We start from the raw sequence: 16,063 nt of genomic DNA, 5'->3' as shown, positions 1-16,063 counted from the left end.
ATTTGCCCTCGTGGTAGACCCCGGAACCACTCATGCTCTTACGTCTCCTCCTCGCCTCCTGCGTGTGGCTGTGGGTGCCTGTTTCCGCCCAGGCCGCTCCGCCCGCAACCGAATCGCGGCTCCAGGTGTTGGAGCCCGTGGCAGTGAGCAAGTACCGAGGCGATGAAGGCCATGGACTGAAGCTCAGCTTCAAGCCGCTCGGACCCAATCCGGCTTTGTCTCTGTTCACGCTGGAGGACGCGAGGGAGGCGGTGGCGGCGCTGGGGGACGGCTCGCCACCAAGGACGGCCCACCCGACCGTGGTGGTTGCAGGCAGCCTGCTCGGGCATCCACCAGACTCCCGGCGCTCGGACATGGAGAGACGCACGCGCGAGGCGTACGAGGCGCTGTATGGGCCTGCTCTGGTGGAGCTACCGGGCTCGCTGGAGAGCGCCAGGTGGTTTCAGGCGCTCGCGCTCTCCCCTCGCTACATGGGCGACGGGGTCCGCGAGGCCGCCGTGGAGATGTTCAGCTCTCCCGCCGTGCTGCTGTCGGTGGGCCTGTCGATGATGCTCTACATGATGGCGTGGGCGGCGCCAGACCCCGTCTTCTCGAAAGCCTTCGCGGCAGCGGTGTCGCTGGGGCTGCTGATGACGTACACGGCGGCGGAACTCTACTCCGTGGGGCTGTCTTGTCTGAACCTATACCGGGAGGCGGAGGCCGCGAGGACGCAGGAGCAGTTGGAGGCGGTGGCCGAGCGCTTCGGCAAGGCGCTGGGAGGAGTGGGGTTGCGCGTGCTGGTGACGGTGGCGGGAGCGAAGCTGGCCCGAGGACTGCCAGAGGTGCCCCGGGGCGGGCTGTGGGCGCGGCTGTCTCCTCCGCGATTCGCCTTCGCGGGAGGGCGGGGTGGCTTCAAGGTGAGCGCGGGGACTCGCGCGCGGGTGAATGTGGCGGACGGCACCGTGGTGCTCATGGGCGTGTCGGCGAGCACGAGCGCCTCCGCGGTCACGGCGGCGGCGTCCTCGGCACGGACGACGGGCGCGTGTGCCGAGTCGAAGAGGGATGACCACCACGCCCACCACCTTGCCACCAATAAGAATGACAAGTCCGAGAGCCGTGGTGGTCCCTGGACGCCGGAGTTCAAGACTCTCTTCGCACGAGCGGGGATGAGCCTGGAGGATCCAGCGAACATCGTCTATCTGCGAGGCCACAAGGGGCCTCATCCCGAGGAGTACCACAGCGAGATCTTCGAGCGACTGAGCAGGGCGATTGTGAACTGCAGGCGTCGGTCCGAGTGTCGAGCCCAACTCGTGGAAGAGCTCGACAAGCTCGCAGGGGACGTGTGTACGCCCGGCTCCAAGCTCAACAAGCTTGTCACGAGCAAACCATGATGGCGCAAACGAAATATTACAAACTATACGACGACAAGTACATTCCAGGGCGATGGCATGTGAGGATGCCTCTTGATGATGAGGAAGGCCGCGAAGAACTGTTCGACGTCTGGCGATTCAACGAGGGCCGGGTCCTGAACATCGAGAAACCGATTCACTTGTCCGTGAAGCCGGCAGGCATTCCAATCGAGTTCTCTCACGCGCTGGGGATTCCCATCGTCCACCGCCGGGTCGTCGCGCTCTTCGAGCGTCTGGGTCTCCAGAAGGAGGTCCAGTTCATCCCCGTGGAGGTGGAGGGACAGACGGAGCCCTGGTTCATCCTCAATGCCCTCCAAGTCATCCGGTGCATCGACGACGCCCGGTGTGAGGAGGTGCTCTACTGGCTCCCGGAGGACAACCGCCCTGACGTGCTGGGCCAGTACCGAAACGTTCGTGGACTGAAGGTGGACCCCACGAAGATTGGAGAGGCCCACATCTTCCGGCCCTGGGGCTGGCCAGTGGTCCTCATCGTCTCCGAGCACCTCAAGCGGGCCCTGGAGGAAGAGGGCATCACCGGCATCAAGTTCCTCGAGGTCTGACGGGCGGCACGCGGGCTCGTTCGGAGATTTGCCCTCGTGGTAGACCCCGGAACCACTCATGCTCTTACGTCTCCTCCTCGCCTCCTGCGTGTGGCTGTGGGTGCCTGTTTCCGCTCAGGCCGCTCCGCCCGCAACCGAATCGCGGCTCCAGGTGTTGGAGCCCGTGGCAGTGAGCAAGTACCGAGGCGATGAAGGCCATGGACTGAAGCTCAGCTTCAAGCCGCTCGGACCCAATCCGGCTTTGTCTCTGTTCACGCTGGAGGACGCGAGGGAGGCGGTGGCGGCGCTGGGGGACGGCTCGCCACCAAGGACGGCCCACCCGACCGTGGTGGTTGCAGGCAGCCTGGTCGGGCATCCACCAGACTCCCGGCGCTCGGACATGGAGAGACGCACGCGCGAGGCGTACGAGGCGCTGTATGGGCCTGCTCTGGTGGAGCTACCGGGCTCGCTGGAGAGCGCCAGGTGGTTTCAGGCGCTCGCGCTCTCCCCTCGCTACATGGGCGACGGGGTCCGCGAGGCCGCCGTGGAGATGTTCAGCTCTCCCGCCGTGCTGCTGTCGGTGGGCCTGTCGATGATGCTCTACATGATGGCGTGGGCGGCGCCAGACCCCGTCTTCTCGAAAGCCTTCGCGGCAGCGGTGTCGCTGGGGCTCCTGATGACGTACACGGCGGCGGAACTCTACTCCGTGGGGCTGTCTTGTCTGAACCTATACCGGGAGGCGGAGGCCGCGAGGACGCAAGCGCAGTTGGAAGCGGTGGCCGAGCGCTTCGGCAAGTCGCTTGGGGGTGTGGGGTTGCGCGTGCTGGTGACGGTGGCGGGAGCGAAGCTGGCCCGAGGACTGCCAGAGGTGCCCCGGGGCGGGCTGTGGGCGCGGCTGTCTCCTCCGCGATTCGCCTTCGCGGGAGGGCGGGGTGGCTTCAAGGTGGGCGGGGAAACGCGCGCGCGGGTGAGCGTGGCGGACGGCACGGTGGTGTTCATGGGCGTGTCGGCGAGCACGACCGCCTCTGTGATCACTACGGCGGCGTCCTCGGCACGGACGACGGGCGCGTGTGCCGAGTCGAAGAGGGATGACCACCACGCCCACCACCTTGCCACCAATAAGAATGACAAGTCCGAGAGCCGTGGTGGTCCCTGGACGCCGGAGTTCAAGACTCTCTTCGCACGAGCGGGGATGAGCCTGGAGGATCCAGCGAACATCGTCTATCTGCGAGGCCACAAGGGGCCCCATCCCGAGGAGTATCACAGCGAGATCTTCAAGCGGCTGAGGGAAGCACTCGAGCTGTGTAGAACCAGGGTCGAATGCCGAGCCAGACTCGTGGAAGAACTCGACAAGCTCGCAGGAGAGATATGCACCCCCGGCTCCCGGCTCAACAGGCTTGCTACGAGACAACCATGACCGCGCACATGAAGTATTACGAACTCTACGACGACAAGTACATTCCAGGGCGATGGCACGTAAGAATGCCTCTTGATGACGAAGAAGGCCGGGAAGAATTGTTCGACGTCTGGCGATTCAACGAGGGCCGGGTCCTGGACATCGAGAAGCCGATTCGCTTATCCGTGGAGCCGGCAGGCATTCCGATCGAGTTCTCTCACTCCATGGGGATTCCCATCGTCCACCGCCGGGTCGTCGCTCTGTTCGAGCGTCTGGGTCTCCAGAAGGAAGTCCAGTTCATCCCCGTGGAGGTGGAGGGGCAAACGGAGCCCTGGTTCATCCTCAATGCCCTGCAAATCATCCGGTGCATCGACGACGCCCGATGTGAGGAGGTGCTCTACTGGCTCCCGGAGGACAACCGCCCGGAGAAGCTGGGCCAATACCGTAACGTCGCGGGGCTGAAGGTGGACCCGGCGAAGATCGGAGGGGCCCACATCTTCCGCCCCTGGGGCTGGAAGGTCGTCCTCATCGTCTCCGAGCACGTCAAGCGGGCCCTGGAGCAAGAGGGCATCACCGGCATCAAGTTCCTCGAGGTCTGACGGGCGTGCAGAGGAGTACCCCTCGTGTAGACAGCTCGGGGCTCGCCTGGGAGCACGCCCGGCTCACACTCCCAGCGAAGCGCGCGGGCTCGTTCGGGGATTCTCCCTCGAGATAGACACCCTGGCACTCCGGTCCTCCGTGACCGCACCTGTTGGGGAGGAAGTCTTGGGAAGCACGGGTCTATCTCCAGCGAAGCGCCGTCTCGCCCTCTTGCAGCTCGGGCGGGCCCGCCTCAACGAATTGACGCAACAGTACGCGCTCGACGTGGCCGACCGCCGCGTCCCCGAGCACCACGCCGAGGCCCTCGTCAGCGCGAAGTCGGTGGACTTCGCCGAGCTGCTCGGCGGCCTCAAGCGCGAGGAGCTCCAGTCCATCTGCGATGCCCTCAGACTGGACCGCGGCGGCCGGGAGAAGGGCGTGCTGGTGCAGCGCATCCTCGGCGCCGGGGACGGCGGGGCCGAGCCCGCTCCGGCCGCACCGAAAAAACGCCCCGCCCGCGAGAGCGCCCCTCCGGAGCAGACGAGCCTCGACCTGCCCTCGACGGCCAGGCTCACCGTGGATCAGCTCGAGCGGTATCTCTGGAGCGCCGCCGACATCCTCCGGGGCTCCATCGACTCGTCCGACTACAAGAACTACATCTTCGGGCTGCTCTTCCTGAAGCGCCTGTCGGATGTGTTCGAGGAGGAGGCCCAGAAGCTGCTCGACCAGGGCGAGCCCGAGGACGTGGCGTGGGAGGACCACGACTCGCACCGGTTCTTCGTCCCCAAGCGCGCCCGGTGGAGCGAAATCCAGAAGGTCTCCACGAACATCGGCGAGGCGCTCAACAAGGCGTGCGCGGCGCTGGAGGAACAGAACAGCAGCCTGGACGGCATCCTCGCGGGCATCGACTTCAACGACGAGCGCAAGCTCGGGGATGGGAAGAACCGGGACACGGTGCTCTCGAAGCTGGTGCAGCACTTCGCGAAGCTGAACCTGCGCAACGCGGCGCTGTCCGAACCCGACATGCTCGGGCGCGCCTACGAGTACCTCGGGGAGGCAGTACCGGTTGGAAGTCCGTCGTGGAGGTACGGCCCCCGAGGTGCGGCTCGCTCGCGGCCGGCTCCGGGTCGTCATCCCCGGGGCACGCACGAGAGAAGTACAGGCAGGGGCTATCCGGGAGGCGTTCGTCGGTTGGTACCGGGAACACGCCCGAGAGCGCCTGACCGAACGAACCACCTGGTGGGCTCAAAGGGTGGGCCTACCGGAGCCCCGGGTGCTCGTCCGCGAGCAGGAGCGGCGCTGGGGGAGTTGCAGTGCCGGGGTGGTGCGCTTCAACTGGCGCATCATCCAGGCACCGATGCGGCTCGTGGACTACGTGGTGGCCCATGAGGTCGTCCATCTCGTCCATGACGACCACGGGAAGGAGTTCTGGGCGGCGCTGGGGCGGCTGCTCCCGGATTACGAAGCAAGACGGGAGCGGCTGCGCACAGAAGGACCACGGCTCGTCTGGTAGGGACCGCACGAGGGGCAAATCGCATCACTTCCTGGCGAGAATACGTCCTTCAGCATCGACGGCGTACTCCGCGCCTCCGTCAGTGATGATGGCACCAGGGGCACATCGCGACAGGTCTGGAGTGAAACGAACGAAGAAGATGTTGTTGTCGTTCGGCTGCCAGACAGACACTTGAAACGTCTCTCGAAGGGATAGGCACCGCGCCACGGGATCATCACCCTTCCGAGGTACCGTTCCAGGTGGCAGGAAGTCATTCATGGCCGCTGCCAGCGCTACCACCATGGGTCCCTCGAGGTGGGCACCCTTCTCATATGAATTGGGGAACTTCACCCTGGCGGCCATTTCCGGAGGTGCCCACTCCGCCTTCTTGTACAAGCCATATCCGAAGAACGAGCAACCCGACAGGGTCATCAAACAAAAAGAAGTAACGACAGAGAAGACCCGTCTCATGGACATCCCTCCAACGGTTCGTTTCACGCGGAACCCGGCTTCGTCGTGGGCAACGGTTCGAGACCCCGTGGATTCCACACATATTCCTCACTGAGCGTCAGCCTCATGTTGGTGAAACCGTGCCGCGCCACGAAGCGCTCGAAACGTTCGGACACGGTCAGCACGCCCTGCAGCCCCCGAGGGTGGAAGATGTCCTCTCCCCTCCAGCTGCCCGCCTCCAGAGAAAATCCGTGGATGGCATCCAGGCCATCGCAACGGCATTCATCGCAGGTGGGGGACTTTCCATAACGAATACGGCTGCGAGCAAGATCCACCGCCGCGCGGCCGAAGCACGGCCTGACGAGCAGATAGTGGGGAATAGGAGAGGGCCCGGTGCCTCGTCGCCTCCCACGCACCCGGAGAACCTCCACCGGATGGAAGCCCTCCAGCCCAGTGAGTCCCTCTTCCCGGAAGGCCTGTGCGAACCTCTCGGACACCAGGATGTCGTACCCTGAAGCCTCGATGAAGTCCCCGAGCTCCTCTCCGTGCAGCACCAACTCGGTACGATAGGGAGGAAGCCATGGCCTCATCCCGATGGGTTCGCCGCACTGAGGGCAACGGGGCGCTTTTCCAATGTTACGGGGCTCGACCTCATCGACCTCTGCATCGTAACGGGACCCGAGGACATCTTTCTCCAGGACGAAAAAGCGTGAGCAGGTAGAGGGTTCAGAAACCATGGGGGAACCTCTTGAGCATGTCGGGCCTACTGTAAATCTCTCGGAGGTATGACTCGAACTGCTCCACTGTCGCCTTGGGGTATCGCCGAAGCCATGCGATGACCTCATCATCCACTTTGCGGTGCCACTCCTGATAACCGCAATGGGCCTTCTCATCCACGGCTCGGGCGACGAAGCGTGGGTCGCGCGGCTTGTAACGACCACTCAGCGTCTCATGACTTTCCAACCTCTTGGCGATGGGCCGGGAGATGACGTGGTGCTCCTGCCCCTTGCACTCAGGGGGCTCGGGTGAAGCGGAGGACGCCAGGGCCTCGGCATCGAACGCCTCCTCCGTTTTCCGGCCCGCCTCCTCCAGCACCTTCGCCGCTTGAATCGCGGCGTCCACCTTCTTGGCCAGCTCCGGATTGCTCTCCCGCAGTGCCACGCATGCACTGACCATCCCCGCCTTGCAGTGACATACGATCGACCCCTCGTACGGCTCGCACGGAATCCCGGCGAGCAGCACCAGCACCATCGCAAGCAGGTGACTCCTCCCGGGCAACGATTCGAATCTTGAATTACCGCATCACGGCTGGTGGAGCGTCCCCACCGTCTCTCCTCGGAGGAACCGTTCCACGGCGTGGAGCACGTCACGGTCGGACATGAGCGCCACGTGCTCGGCGGGGCTGTCCAAGCGATGATAGGCAATGGGCAGCTCGGGCAGCGCTCGCGCCGACTGCACCGAGCCATCTCCATCCGCTCGCGGCGGGTTCTTCAAGTCGAGCTTCCCGTCCACCATCCGCATCCCGCTCACCGAGGGCCGCCCCGTTCCCACCACCACGAGCGTCTCGAAGGCAGGCGAAGGCAACCCAGGCCGTGGCGCGAGCGCCTCACGGAACTCCCGGTGCGCGTCCAGCATCCGCACGAGCTGCGCGCGGTAGGCCTCGTCCTCGCGCAGCGCCGGGTCCGCGAAGGGACCCCAGCCCTCCTTCAGCCAGACAGCCGGGTCAAAGGCATCCACCTCCACCGGCCTGCCCTCCGCGTCCACGAAGAAGTCGCTGCGCGTGGGCAGCATCTGGAAGGCCGAGGCGAAGGTGAAGAGCGCCTCGGGTGCCATCAGCGCCCGGTTGCGCATCGTCTCCGTGCCCACCTGCAGGTCATCGAACATGCCCGGGCCCCCACCAAACGGCGTGCCGATGATGACCACGCGCTTCACGTGCCCGGCTCCAGCCCACGGCCTCTCGCCAGCCCGCGCTCCACCGTGCAGCAGGCAATGCATCGTCACCAGCCCGCCCATGCTGTGGGCCACGATGTTCACCTTGCGCCGCCCTCCCCCTTCCGCCACGAGCTGCTCGATGCGCGCGCACAGCGCTCCGGCGCTCTCGCGGATGTCCCGCCGCCAGTCATAGGAAAACGGAACGAAGCCCGGCAGGTGGTCCCGGCCAAACTCCATGAACGAGCGGTACGCGTCCACCGACACGAAGAGCGCCGACAGCTCGGTGAGCGGTCCATCCGGCCGCAGGGTGCCGTAGGTTGGCACGGGCCGCTGCCCCGGGAAGGGAATCGCCAGTGTCTTCTCCCCTCGCGAGAGCGCCTGTCCCACCGTGAGCCAGGCTCGCTCGGGCTCCGGGCCCTCGGTGACGAGGAAGCTGCCGCGGTAGCCGGGAACCAGAATCGTGACCTCGTCTCCCATGGGCGGAGGCACGGTGACGCGGGCGACGGAGCAGCCGGCGAGAACCGCCCCCAGCAGGACCAACAGGAAACGCGAGCCATGGAGTGTCTTCATGGCGCGCAGCTTCCGGGGGAAGGCCCAGGCCCACAAGACTCCTGTCGCTCGGCCAGGCAGCCAGGCACACGGGCCCCAGAAAACCCGTCACCGCCCGCTGACGCCCGCCCGCATCGTTCGCACTTTCGGGCAGAGGAGGTGCCCGATGGCGAACGACCCTTTGGAGAAGCAGCACCAGCGCGAGCGGGAACAGGAGCGGGAGCGGTTGCGCGAGCTGGAGGCCAAGGACCTGGAGGTGGAGGCGAAGCGCGGCCCGCGTCCGCTCGAGGGCTTCGCCGGTGGTCACTCCTCGTGGACGAGCAAGCAGGACGACGAGGCCGCCTCCGAGGTGCACGCCCGTGACGCCCAGGACGCCTGGGCCGCCAGCGAGGAGCAGGTGGCACGCCTCTCGCCCGACGAGGACGACACGAAGTAGCCTCACACCGCGAGTCGCAACGGGCGCAGCACGCCGCGGAAGCGCCGGTCTCCGCCCACGGCGAAGTTGCGCGTGGCGCCCAGCTTCTCGAGCAGCGGCAGGACCGCCAACATCAACCGCGGCAGCAGCCCCGTGCCCACGAGGAAGCGCGCCTGCCGCGTCTGGATGGCCTGGATGTCGGAGACCTCGGGCAGCCGCTCGGCCTGCACGCGCGCGGCGGCGGCATCCAGTGCCTCGGGCGAGCCCTCCGCCGCGAGCACGGGGAACAGGTGGTTGGCCGCCACGAGCGCGTCGCGCAGGGCCACGTTCACCCCCTGCCCCCCCACCGGAGACATGGGGTGCGCCGCGTCCCCGATGAGCAGCAGCCCCGGTGCCGTCCAGCGCACGAGCCGATCGCAGATGGCATCCAGGAGGAACGGGTGGCTCACCTCGCCCCGGTGGGCAAGCAGGTGCGCGCCCAGCTCCGGCCGCACCGCCCGGGACAGCTCCTCCACCCACGCCTCCACGCCCTGTCCGCGCAGCTGCTTGAACTTCCCCTTCCGCATGCTCCAACCGAGCTGCAGCATCCCGTCATAGGAGGGAAACGCCAGACACAGGCCGCCCTGGGTGGTGGCGTGGATCTCCGCCTCGCCCGGCCGCCAGAAGGCGGGAACGGGCACCTTGCACCAGAGGATGTCGAAGGACTGCGGCATGCGCTCCTCGTGCAGGTCCGCCTTGCGGCGCAGCACCGAGTTGCGCCCGTCCGTGCCGATGACGAAGTCCGCGCGCAGCTCCGCCTCGTGCCCGTCCCGCTCCACGCGCACGCCCACCACGCGCCCGCCCTCGCGCACCACGTCCCGCACCGCCACGCCGCGCTCCAGGCGGAAGTGGGGGAAGCGTCCCGCCTCCTCCACCAGCATCTCCAGCAGCGCCGGCTGGCTCACGATGCGTACCACGTTGTCGCGGGCCTGCTCGGGCACGTCCACCGACAGCAGCCTCCGCGAGCCCCGCCACACGGAGACGGCCTCCATCCTCACGGACGGCAGCGCGTCGAAGCGCGAGCCCAGCCCCATCTGGCGCAGCACGTCCTGGCCGCTCGGCTGGAAGCCCTCGCCGCGGAACTCGCGAGAGAAGTCCCGCTGGCGCTCCAACAGGTGCACCGGCACGCCCCGGCTCGCGAGAATGTAGGCGAGGGCGGCGCCCGCCGGTCCCGCTCCGACGATGAGAACCCGCTTCATGACTTCCCTCCTGGTTGGGCCGGCGTGAGCAGCCGGCGTATGGCGTCCACGACACGCTCCGCGTGCTCCCGCATGGCCGCGTCGTCGAGTTGCTCCCAGTGCGCGAGCAGCCACTGGTCGCCCGCACTGTCGAGGGCGCGCACCCAGGCGCCGAGCAACGCCTCGGGCACGTCCTCGCGGATGACGCCCAGCTCGCGGCCTCGCACGAGCAACCCACGCATGAGGGCCTGGCCGCGCTCGATGAGGACCGCCATCGGCCCGCTCTCGCGCAGGTGCGGCGGCAGCGTCCATACGGCCCGCGCCACGCCCATCAACCAGGGGCTCTGGCGCAAGAGGATGAACTGGCGCTGGTAGAGGGCACGCAGGTGCTCCCAGAAGGTGTCGGCCCGCAGCACCTCCGGCCGTAGCGCCTCCTCGACCGACAGGTGCTCCCAGCAGTGCCGCAGCACCGCGAGGAACAGGTCCGCCTTGTCGTCGAAGTAGTAGTAGGCGGCCCCCTTGCTCAGCTCCGCCTTCTCCAGGATGCGGTTGAGCGACGCCCCCTCGTAGCCGAGCGCGCCGAACTCGCGCGCCGCCACCTCCAGGATGTGGACGCGACGCTCGGGCGGAAGCTTCTCGAAACGCGGACGGGGCATGGCGGCGGGCACCTCGGGGACCAGGGGTAGACCGGGAGTACGAACCCTCTGGTTGGACCAGGTAGTCTGAACGGCCGGTCCGCGCAAGTCCTCGTGCTGGGAAGGGGACGCAGGCGTCCGAGGCAACTTGAATTTCCAGTTAAATCGAAACCTACCGCCTTGCTGGATTCCCAGGGCTTGAGATAACGACGGGTGTCCCTGTCCCTGGAGGCGAGCCCATGCTCACCCACCCGCTGACCGCTGTCCGTTCCCTGCTGCTGCTGACCGCCTTGTTGCCCACGCTGGCCTGGTCGCAGGGCCTGCGCTTCACCACCCTGGACATCGGACAGGGGGACTCGGCGGTGCTCATCGCGCCGGGGGGCTGCGTGGCGCTGTTCGATGGAGGTCCCACGGGCTCGGGAGCCACCATCAAGGCCTACCTGAAGTCATTGGGGGTGACGAACATCGACATGGTCTTCGTCTCGCACATGCATGCCGACCACATGGGCGGCATCGACGAGGTGGACGTGGGCACGGACGCGGTCTCCATCGACGCGGTGTACGACCACGGGGGTACGTACAACTCGAACGCGTATGACGACTACGTCAGCCACTTCAGCGGCCGGCGCTTCACGGCGCTCCGGGGACAGACGTTCTCGCTCTGCGGCGAGGTGACGCTCACCGTCGTGGCGGCCAACGGCAACGGCATCACCAGCTCGGACGAGAACGCCAAATCCGTGGCGGTGAAGATTTCGTATGGCGAGTTCGACGCCCTCGTGGGAGGAGACCTCACCGGCAGCCCGGACATCGAGTCCACCCTCCTCAACGACGTGGGGGAGATCGAGCTGTACAAGGTGCACCACCACGGCTCGCGCAGCTCGTCCAACGACTCGTTCCTGGATGTGACGAAGCCCACGGTGTCCTTCATCTCCGTGGGCAAGGACAACACCTACGGCCACCCGACGCAGGAGTGCCTGGACCGGCTGACGGCGCGCGCCTCGGACATCTGGCTGACGGAGGATCCGGCCACGAACAAGGTCCGGGGCCACATCGAGCTGAGCTCCGCGGACGGGAGCACCTTCGTGGTGAAGCAGGGCAGCGTGAACGTCTCGTACGCCTCGAAGGGCCCGGATCTCCAGCCGCCCTCCGCGCCTGGCGCGCTGGTGGCCAGCGCCGTGTCCTCCACGGAGATCGACCTGTCCTGGAATGCCTCCACGGACAACGTGAAGGTGACGGGCTACCGGGTGTACCGGAGCGTCAACGGCGGCGCCTACACGTCCGCCGGAACCACGAGCACCCCGGGCTTCGCGGACCTGGGCCTGACGCCCGGCGCCTCGTATGAGTACCTGGTGACGGCCGTGGACGCGGCGGGCAACGAGTCCACCGCGAGCAGCGCCTCCGCGCGCACGCCCGCGCCGGGCATCACCGTCACCAAACCCAACGGTGGCGAGAGCTGGGCGGGGGGTAGGGCGCAGAACATCACCTGGACGGCCCAGGACATCTCCAACGTGAAGCTGGAGTACTCGCTCGACAACGGCGCCTCGTGGACGGTGATCGCCAGCAGCGTGGCCGCGTCCACGGGCAGCTATTCCTGGACGGTCCCGACCACGGCCAGCACGACGGCCCGGGTGCGAGTGAAGGACGCCTTCGGCACGGACTGGGACATGAGCGATGGCCCCTTCACCATCAACATGGTCAACAGCCCGGCGAAGGTCATCCTCAATGAGATCCTGGCCAACGAGCCCGGCAGTTCCACGAATGGCGAGTTCGTGGAGCTGGTGAACGTGGGCGGCGCGTCCATCGACATCAGCGGTTGGACCCTGTCGGACGCCACGTCGGTGCGGCACACCTTCGCGGCGGGGACGGTGCTCGGCGCGGGCAAGGCCATCGTGGTGTTCGGCGGCGCGAGCGGGATTCCCGCGGGGACGACCAACGCCGTGGTCGCGTCCACCGGCACGCTCAGCCTCAACAACGGCGGCGACACGGTGACGGTGAAGACCTCTTCCACCGGGACCGCGACGACGATCGACATGTTCACCTACACGAGCGCGCTGGCCAGCCAGGACGGCGTGTCGATGAACCGCAGCCCCGACGCGAGCGCCACGGGAAGCTTCGTGCTCCACACGAGCCTCTCGTCGCTGAGCGCGTCGCCGGGGACACGTGTGAGCGGCGTCGGCTTCTAGCCCGCCCCCGTGGCGCTCATCTCCAGCACCGCCGCGCCACGGATCCGCCCCTCGCGCAGGGCCGCCAGCGCCTCGTTGGCGGCCTCCAGCGGGAAGGGTTGCACCTCGGTGCGCACCGGCACCCGGGGTGCGAGCGCGAGGAAGTCCAACCCGTCCTGCCGCGTCAGGTTCGCCACGGAGCGCACGGTGCGCTCACCCCACAGCAGGGAGTAGGGAAAGGCGGGGATGTCGCTCATGTGGATGCCCCCGCACACCACCGTGCCGCCCTTCTCCACGGCGGCCAGAGCCGCGGGGACCAGGCTCCCCACGGGGGCGAAGAGGATGGCCGCGTCCAATGGCTCGGGCGGCAGCACGTCCGAGTCCCCCGCCCACTCGGCCCCCAACCGCAGCGCGAAGTCCCGCGCGTCCACGTCTCCCGGACGCGTGAAGCCGAACACCCGCCGCCCCTGGTAGCGCGCCACCTGGATGATGACGTGCGCCGCCGCGCCGAAGCCGTACAACCCCAGCCGCTCGGCGTCTCCGGCCATGCGCAGGCAGCGGTAGCCGATGAGCCCCGCGCACAGGAGCGGCGCGGCCTGCAGGTTCGGGTAGCCCTCGGGAATGGGGAAGCAGAAGCGGTGGTCCGCCACGGCGTACTCGGCGTAGCCCCCGTCGAGCTGGTAGCCGGTGAAGCGCGCGTTGTCGCAGAGGTTCTCCCGGCCCGAGAGACAGTAGCGGCAGGTGCGGTCACTCCATCCCAGCCAGGGCACGCCTACCCGCGTGCCCGGCCCGAGGAGGCCCGCCCGCTCACCCGCCTTCACCACCGTGCCGACGATTTCGTGCCCCAGCACCAGCGGCAACCGGGGGCGCGTCAGCTCCCCATCCATCACGTGCAGGTCCGTGCGGCACACCGCGCACGCATGCACCTTCAGCAGGAGTTGCTCGGGACCCGGCTCGGGAATCGGCCTCTCCTCCAACCGGAGCGGCAGACCCGGAGCGTGAAGCACCATGGCTCGCATGATTCAAGAGGAGCGCGTCCGGCACGGGCTCACCTACCCCACACCCATCCATCCGGCACACCCACCCCGACCCGCACCGGAAACCCACTCTCGTCCGTGCCGGGCACGCATCTAGAACCTAGGTACGCTCCGGCCGGGCACCACCCCCCCTCGGGGAATGCCCGGCCGCCGGGCCGTCAGGAGGAGAGGCGCTCGGAAAGCCTCTCGCGGCTCAGATCTGAATGCCGGCGACGAGCCCCGGCCACACCTGCACGCGGACGTCATCCGAGTAGTAGATCCGGCCCTGCTTGAAGCGGTCCGTTCCCGACGGAGCCTCGCCCTGCCAGGTGACGAGGGTGTTGGCCGTCACGCCGCCGAAGATGGCGAAGTGCTTGAACGGCTGGAAGCCGGCCACCAGACGCAATTGGCCTAGCAGGTTGTGGCCGGAGTCGATGAACGAGCCCTCGCGCATGGAGCTGGCCAGCGCGTCCAGGTCGACGAAGAAGAGACCGACGGGGATATGGCCGCCGAAGCCGAGACCCGTCGCCCAGAGGCGCGGCTCGCCAGCGTGGGGGGGCCGCATGCCCACGGTCAGCAGCGTGTGAAAGTACTTGCCGCCGAGCTTCAGCGCCACGTTCGCCATGGCCATCTCACTCACCCAGGCCTGCACGTGGTGCTGGCCGTTGCCCACGAAGCTCAGGATGCCGATATTGGCGCCCTCCGCCTCGCCCGCCACGTTGAGGAGGCCGAGCTGCAGCCCCTTCATCCGCCGCGCGACGTTGATGATGCCCACCTGCGCGCCGCTCACGTCCCCACCGATGTTGAGGATGGAAATCTGGGCCCCCTCGAGGCGGCTCGCGATGCTCAGGCCCGGCGACGTCTGCACGCCCACCATGTCCTGGGCGATGTTGAGTCCCACCGCGGCCTGGAGCCCCCGGGTCTCTCCCGCCGCGATGTTGACACCCGTGGAGAGCTGCGCGCCCACCATCTCCCCAGCGGCCACGTTGGCGCCCAGCGACGTCTGCCAGCCCCGCATGGAGCCACCCGCCACGTTCACGCCCAGCGCCATCTGCACGCCCTTCACCTGGCCAGCGTAGTTGGCGACCATCGCCAGCGCGGCCCCGCTCGACTCCCGCTCCATCCAGTTGCCCACCATGGCCATGGCCAGGCCGTCCACCCGCCCCGCATTCGTGGTGAGCAGGCCGAGCGAGAGACTGTTCACCACGTTACCGCTCGAGAACCCGTTGGTGCTGAGACCGCTCAGGATGGAGAGGTTGACGGGCTTGTAGACCTCGGCCGGGGCGGGCGGCAGGGGGGCCTCGGGGGCCGGCTCCTGGGCACCCGCGGAGAACGACACCATCGCCGCCATGACACCTGCATACACCGAGACCGTGCGATTCATCGCGGAACCCTCTTTGTAATGAACCTTTCGGCGACTGGAACACCCGGGTGACGCGGAGGTGTCACCTGCTACTTTCGGGTGCATGCTGACGCGCACCATTCCGAAGAGCGGTGAGAAGCTGCCCGTCATCGGGCTCGGGACCTGGCAGACATTCGACGTGGGGCCCTCCCCTGGCGACCGCAAGGACCAGAAGGAGGTGTTGAAGCGCTTCCTCGCGGCCGGAGCCCGGGTCATCGACTCCTCGCCCATGTACGGCCGGGCGGAGACGGTGGTGGGGGACCTGCTCCGGGAGCTCGGCGAGGAGCGCACACCCTTCCTCGCCACCAAGGTGTGGACCAGTGGCCGCGAGGCCGGCGTGGAGCAGATGCGTGATTCGCTGCGCAAGATGGGCCACGGGCAGTTGGATCTGATGCAGGTGCACAACCTCGTGGACGTGCGCACCCACCTGGCCACCCTGCGCGAGTGGAAGAAGGCCGGGCGCATCCGCTACCTCGGCGTCACCCACTACCTGCGCGGTGCCTTCGACGACCTGGAGAAGCTCATCCGCGAGGAGTCGCTGGACTTCGTTCAGTTGCCCTACTCCATCGCCATGCGCGACGCGGAGGAGCGGCTGCTGCCTGCGGCCGCCGAGCACGGCACCGCGGTGCTGGTGATGCGCCCCTTCGAGAGCGGAGAGCTCTTCCGCCGGGTGAAGGGCAGGTCGCTGCCGCCCTGGGCCGCCGACTTCGACTGCAAGAGCTGGGCGGAGTTCTTCCTCAAGTACATCCTGGGACACCCGGCGGTGACGTGTCCCATTCCCGCCACCAGCAACCCGCGCCACCTCGAGGACAACCTCCGCGCGGGCACCGGGCGCCTGCCCGACACGAAGACCCGGGCCCGCATGGTGGAGCTGCTCGGCCTGTAGCCGCG

The 16,063-nt window shown here is 67.5% G+C and carries 16 protein-coding genes and 1 pseudogene; 9 read left to right on the top strand and 8 right to left on the bottom strand.

The features are described 5' to 3' along the window. Positions 1–32 precede the first annotated feature (32 nt). From JQX13_RS19215 to JQX13_RS54230, 6 genes and pseudogenes are all read left to right on the top strand, one after another. Entirely contained in the window at positions 33–1,370 is a 1,338-nt protein-coding gene (locus tag JQX13_RS19215; RefSeq protein ID WP_203410417.1) for an AHH domain-containing protein, read from the top strand. Then, a complete protein-coding gene (locus JQX13_RS19210) occupies positions 1,367–1,948 on the top strand; it encodes an imm11 family protein (RefSeq protein ID WP_239014889.1) in 582 nt (193 codons plus the stop codon). The genes JQX13_RS19215 and JQX13_RS19210 overlap by 4 nt, the downstream gene beginning before the upstream one ends. 58 nt (positions 1,949–2,006) lie before the next feature. Then, complete coding sequence (locus JQX13_RS19205) at positions 2,007–3,344, top strand: AHH domain-containing protein (RefSeq protein ID WP_203410416.1); 1,338 nt, start codon at positions 2,007–2,009, stop codon at positions 3,342–3,344. Further along, the gene (locus JQX13_RS19200) at positions 3,341–3,922 is read left to right on the top strand and encodes an imm11 family protein (protein WP_239014885.1); all 582 of its coding nucleotides are present in this window, start codon (positions 3,341–3,343) and stop codon (positions 3,920–3,922) included. Before JQX13_RS19205 ends, JQX13_RS19200 begins: the two co-directional genes overlap by 4 nt. Before the next feature lie 139 nt (positions 3,923–4,061). Further along, positions 4,062–4,823 (top strand): annotated as a pseudogene (locus tag JQX13_RS55945) (type I restriction-modification system subunit M N-terminal domain-containing protein); the annotation flags it as partial. Positions 4,824–4,968: 145 nt separating this feature from the next. Beyond that, the gene (locus JQX13_RS54230) at positions 4,969–5,415 is read left to right on the top strand and encodes a M48 family metallopeptidase (protein WP_239015318.1); all 447 of its coding nucleotides are present in this window, start codon (positions 4,969–4,971) and stop codon (positions 5,413–5,415) included. 24 nt (positions 5,416–5,439) lie between these two features. Here the strand turns inward: JQX13_RS54230 and JQX13_RS19185 are convergent, their stop codons facing one another. The 4 genes from JQX13_RS19185 to JQX13_RS19170 form a co-directional block, all read right to left on the bottom strand. After that, a complete protein-coding gene (locus tag JQX13_RS19185) occupies positions 5,440–5,865 on the bottom strand; it encodes a hypothetical protein (RefSeq protein WP_203410414.1) in 426 nt (141 codons plus the stop codon). 23 nt (positions 5,866–5,888) lie between these two features. Then, positions 5,889–6,434, bottom strand: coding sequence for a hypothetical protein (locus tag JQX13_RS54225; RefSeq protein ID WP_239014883.1), 546 nt, complete (start codon positions 6,432–6,434; stop codon positions 5,889–5,891). Between the two features lie 136 nt (positions 6,435–6,570). Further along, positions 6,571–7,095 carry a Wall-associated protein precursor gene (locus tag JQX13_RS19175; RefSeq protein ID WP_203410413.1) on the bottom strand — a complete coding sequence of 175 codons (525 nt, stop codon included), beginning with the start codon at positions 7,093–7,095 and terminating at the stop codon, positions 6,571–6,573. Positions 7,096–7,146: 51 nt separating this feature from the next. Then, complete coding sequence (locus JQX13_RS19170) at positions 7,147–8,346, bottom strand: lipase family alpha/beta hydrolase (protein ID WP_203410412.1); 1,200 nt, start codon at positions 8,344–8,346, stop codon at positions 7,147–7,149. Between the two features lie 145 nt (positions 8,347–8,491). Here JQX13_RS19170 and JQX13_RS19165 point away from each other — a divergent pair, with 145 nt between their 5' ends. Next, positions 8,492–8,761 carry a hypothetical protein gene (locus JQX13_RS19165; protein WP_203410411.1) on the top strand — a complete coding sequence of 90 codons (270 nt, stop codon included), beginning with the start codon at positions 8,492–8,494 and terminating at the stop codon, positions 8,759–8,761. A 2-nt stretch (positions 8,762–8,763) separates the two neighbouring features. Here the strand turns inward: JQX13_RS19165 and JQX13_RS19160 are convergent, their stop codons facing one another. Beyond that, a complete protein-coding gene (locus JQX13_RS19160) occupies positions 8,764–9,978 on the bottom strand; it encodes an FAD-dependent monooxygenase (RefSeq protein ID WP_203410410.1) in 1,215 nt (404 codons plus the stop codon). Next, complete coding sequence (locus JQX13_RS19155; protein WP_203410409.1) at positions 9,975–10,613, bottom strand: TetR/AcrR family transcriptional regulator; 639 nt, start codon at positions 10,611–10,613, stop codon at positions 9,975–9,977. Before JQX13_RS19155 ends, JQX13_RS19160 begins: the two co-directional genes overlap by 4 nt. A gap of 218 nt (positions 10,614–10,831) precedes the next feature. Between JQX13_RS19155 and JQX13_RS19150 the strand changes: the two genes are divergently transcribed. Next, positions 10,832–12,775, top strand: a complete 1,944-nt coding sequence (locus JQX13_RS19150) for a lamin tail domain-containing protein (protein ID WP_203410408.1) — start codon at positions 10,832–10,834, stop codon at positions 12,773–12,775. Here the strand turns inward: JQX13_RS19150 and JQX13_RS19145 are convergent. Then, the gene (locus JQX13_RS19145) at positions 12,772–13,773 is read right to left on the bottom strand and encodes a zinc-dependent alcohol dehydrogenase family protein (protein WP_203410407.1); all 1,002 of its coding nucleotides are present in this window, start codon (positions 13,771–13,773) and stop codon (positions 12,772–12,774) included. The two genes, JQX13_RS19150 and JQX13_RS19145, sit on opposite strands and share 4 nt — an antisense overlap. Before the next feature lie 211 nt (positions 13,774–13,984). Further along, positions 13,985–15,154 (bottom strand): LA_2272 family surface repeat-containing protein, encoded by a 1,170-nt coding sequence (locus tag JQX13_RS19140; RefSeq protein ID WP_203410406.1) that lies wholly within the window; start codon positions 15,152–15,154, stop codon positions 13,985–13,987. Positions 15,155–15,236: 82 nt separating this feature from the next. On the opposite strand from JQX13_RS19140, the gene JQX13_RS19135 reads away from it, so the two are divergent. Beyond that, positions 15,237–16,058, top strand: coding sequence for an aldo/keto reductase (locus JQX13_RS19135; RefSeq protein WP_203410405.1), 822 nt, complete (start codon positions 15,237–15,239; stop codon positions 16,056–16,058). Positions 16,059–16,063 lie beyond the last annotated feature (5 nt).

The sequence above is a fragment of the Archangium violaceum genome (assembly GCF_016859125.1).
GTDB classification, from domain to species: Bacteria; Myxococcota; Myxococcia; order Myxococcales; family Myxococcaceae; genus Archangium; species Archangium violaceum_A.
Note: the sequence above shows the minus strand (reverse complement) of the source record. Positions and strands in the feature narration are given on the sequence as shown.

What these genes read in the sequence shown, in the direction of transcription:
- JQX13_RS19215 (WP_203410417.1), top strand. Translation starts at nt 33, where the DNA reads ATGCTCTTACGTCTCCTCCTCGCCTCCTGCGTGTGGCTGTGGGTGCCT.
- JQX13_RS19210 (WP_239014889.1), top strand. Translation starts at nt 1,367, where the DNA reads ATGATGGCGCAAACGAAATATTACAAACTATACGACGACAAGTACATT.
- JQX13_RS19205 (WP_203410416.1), top strand. Translation starts at nt 2,007, where the DNA reads ATGCTCTTACGTCTCCTCCTCGCCTCCTGCGTGTGGCTGTGGGTGCCT.
- JQX13_RS19200 (WP_239014885.1), top strand. Translation starts at nt 3,341, where the DNA reads ATGACCGCGCACATGAAGTATTACGAACTCTACGACGACAAGTACATT.
- JQX13_RS19185 (WP_203410414.1), bottom strand. Translation starts at nt 5,865, where the DNA reads ATGAGACGGGTCTTCTCTGTCGTTACTTCTTTTTGTTTGATGACCCTG.
- JQX13_RS54225 (WP_239014883.1), bottom strand. Translation starts at nt 6,434, where the DNA reads ATGAGGCCATGGCTTCCTCCCTATCGTACCGAGTTGGTGCTGCACGGA.
- JQX13_RS19175 (WP_203410413.1), bottom strand. Translation starts at nt 7,095, where the DNA reads ATGGTGCTGGTGCTGCTCGCCGGGATTCCGTGCGAGCCGTACGAGGGG.
- JQX13_RS19170 (WP_203410412.1), bottom strand. Translation starts at nt 8,346, where the DNA reads ATGAAGACACTCCATGGCTCGCGTTTCCTGTTGGTCCTGCTGGGGGCG.
- JQX13_RS19165 (WP_203410411.1), top strand. Translation starts at nt 8,492, where the DNA reads ATGGCGAACGACCCTTTGGAGAAGCAGCACCAGCGCGAGCGGGAACAG.
- JQX13_RS19160 (WP_203410410.1), bottom strand. Translation starts at nt 9,978, where the DNA reads ATGAAGCGGGTTCTCATCGTCGGAGCGGGACCGGCGGGCGCCGCCCTC.
- JQX13_RS19155 (WP_203410409.1), bottom strand. Translation starts at nt 10,613, where the DNA reads ATGCCCCGTCCGCGTTTCGAGAAGCTTCCGCCCGAGCGTCGCGTCCAC.
- JQX13_RS19150 (WP_203410408.1), top strand. Translation starts at nt 10,832, where the DNA reads ATGCTCACCCACCCGCTGACCGCTGTCCGTTCCCTGCTGCTGCTGACC.
- JQX13_RS19145 (WP_203410407.1), bottom strand. Translation starts at nt 13,773, where the DNA reads ATGCGAGCCATGGTGCTTCACGCTCCGGGTCTGCCGCTCCGGTTGGAG.
- JQX13_RS19140 (WP_203410406.1), bottom strand. Translation starts at nt 15,154, where the DNA reads ATGAATCGCACGGTCTCGGTGTATGCAGGTGTCATGGCGGCGATGGTG.
- JQX13_RS19135 (WP_203410405.1), top strand. Translation starts at nt 15,237, where the DNA reads ATGCTGACGCGCACCATTCCGAAGAGCGGTGAGAAGCTGCCCGTCATC.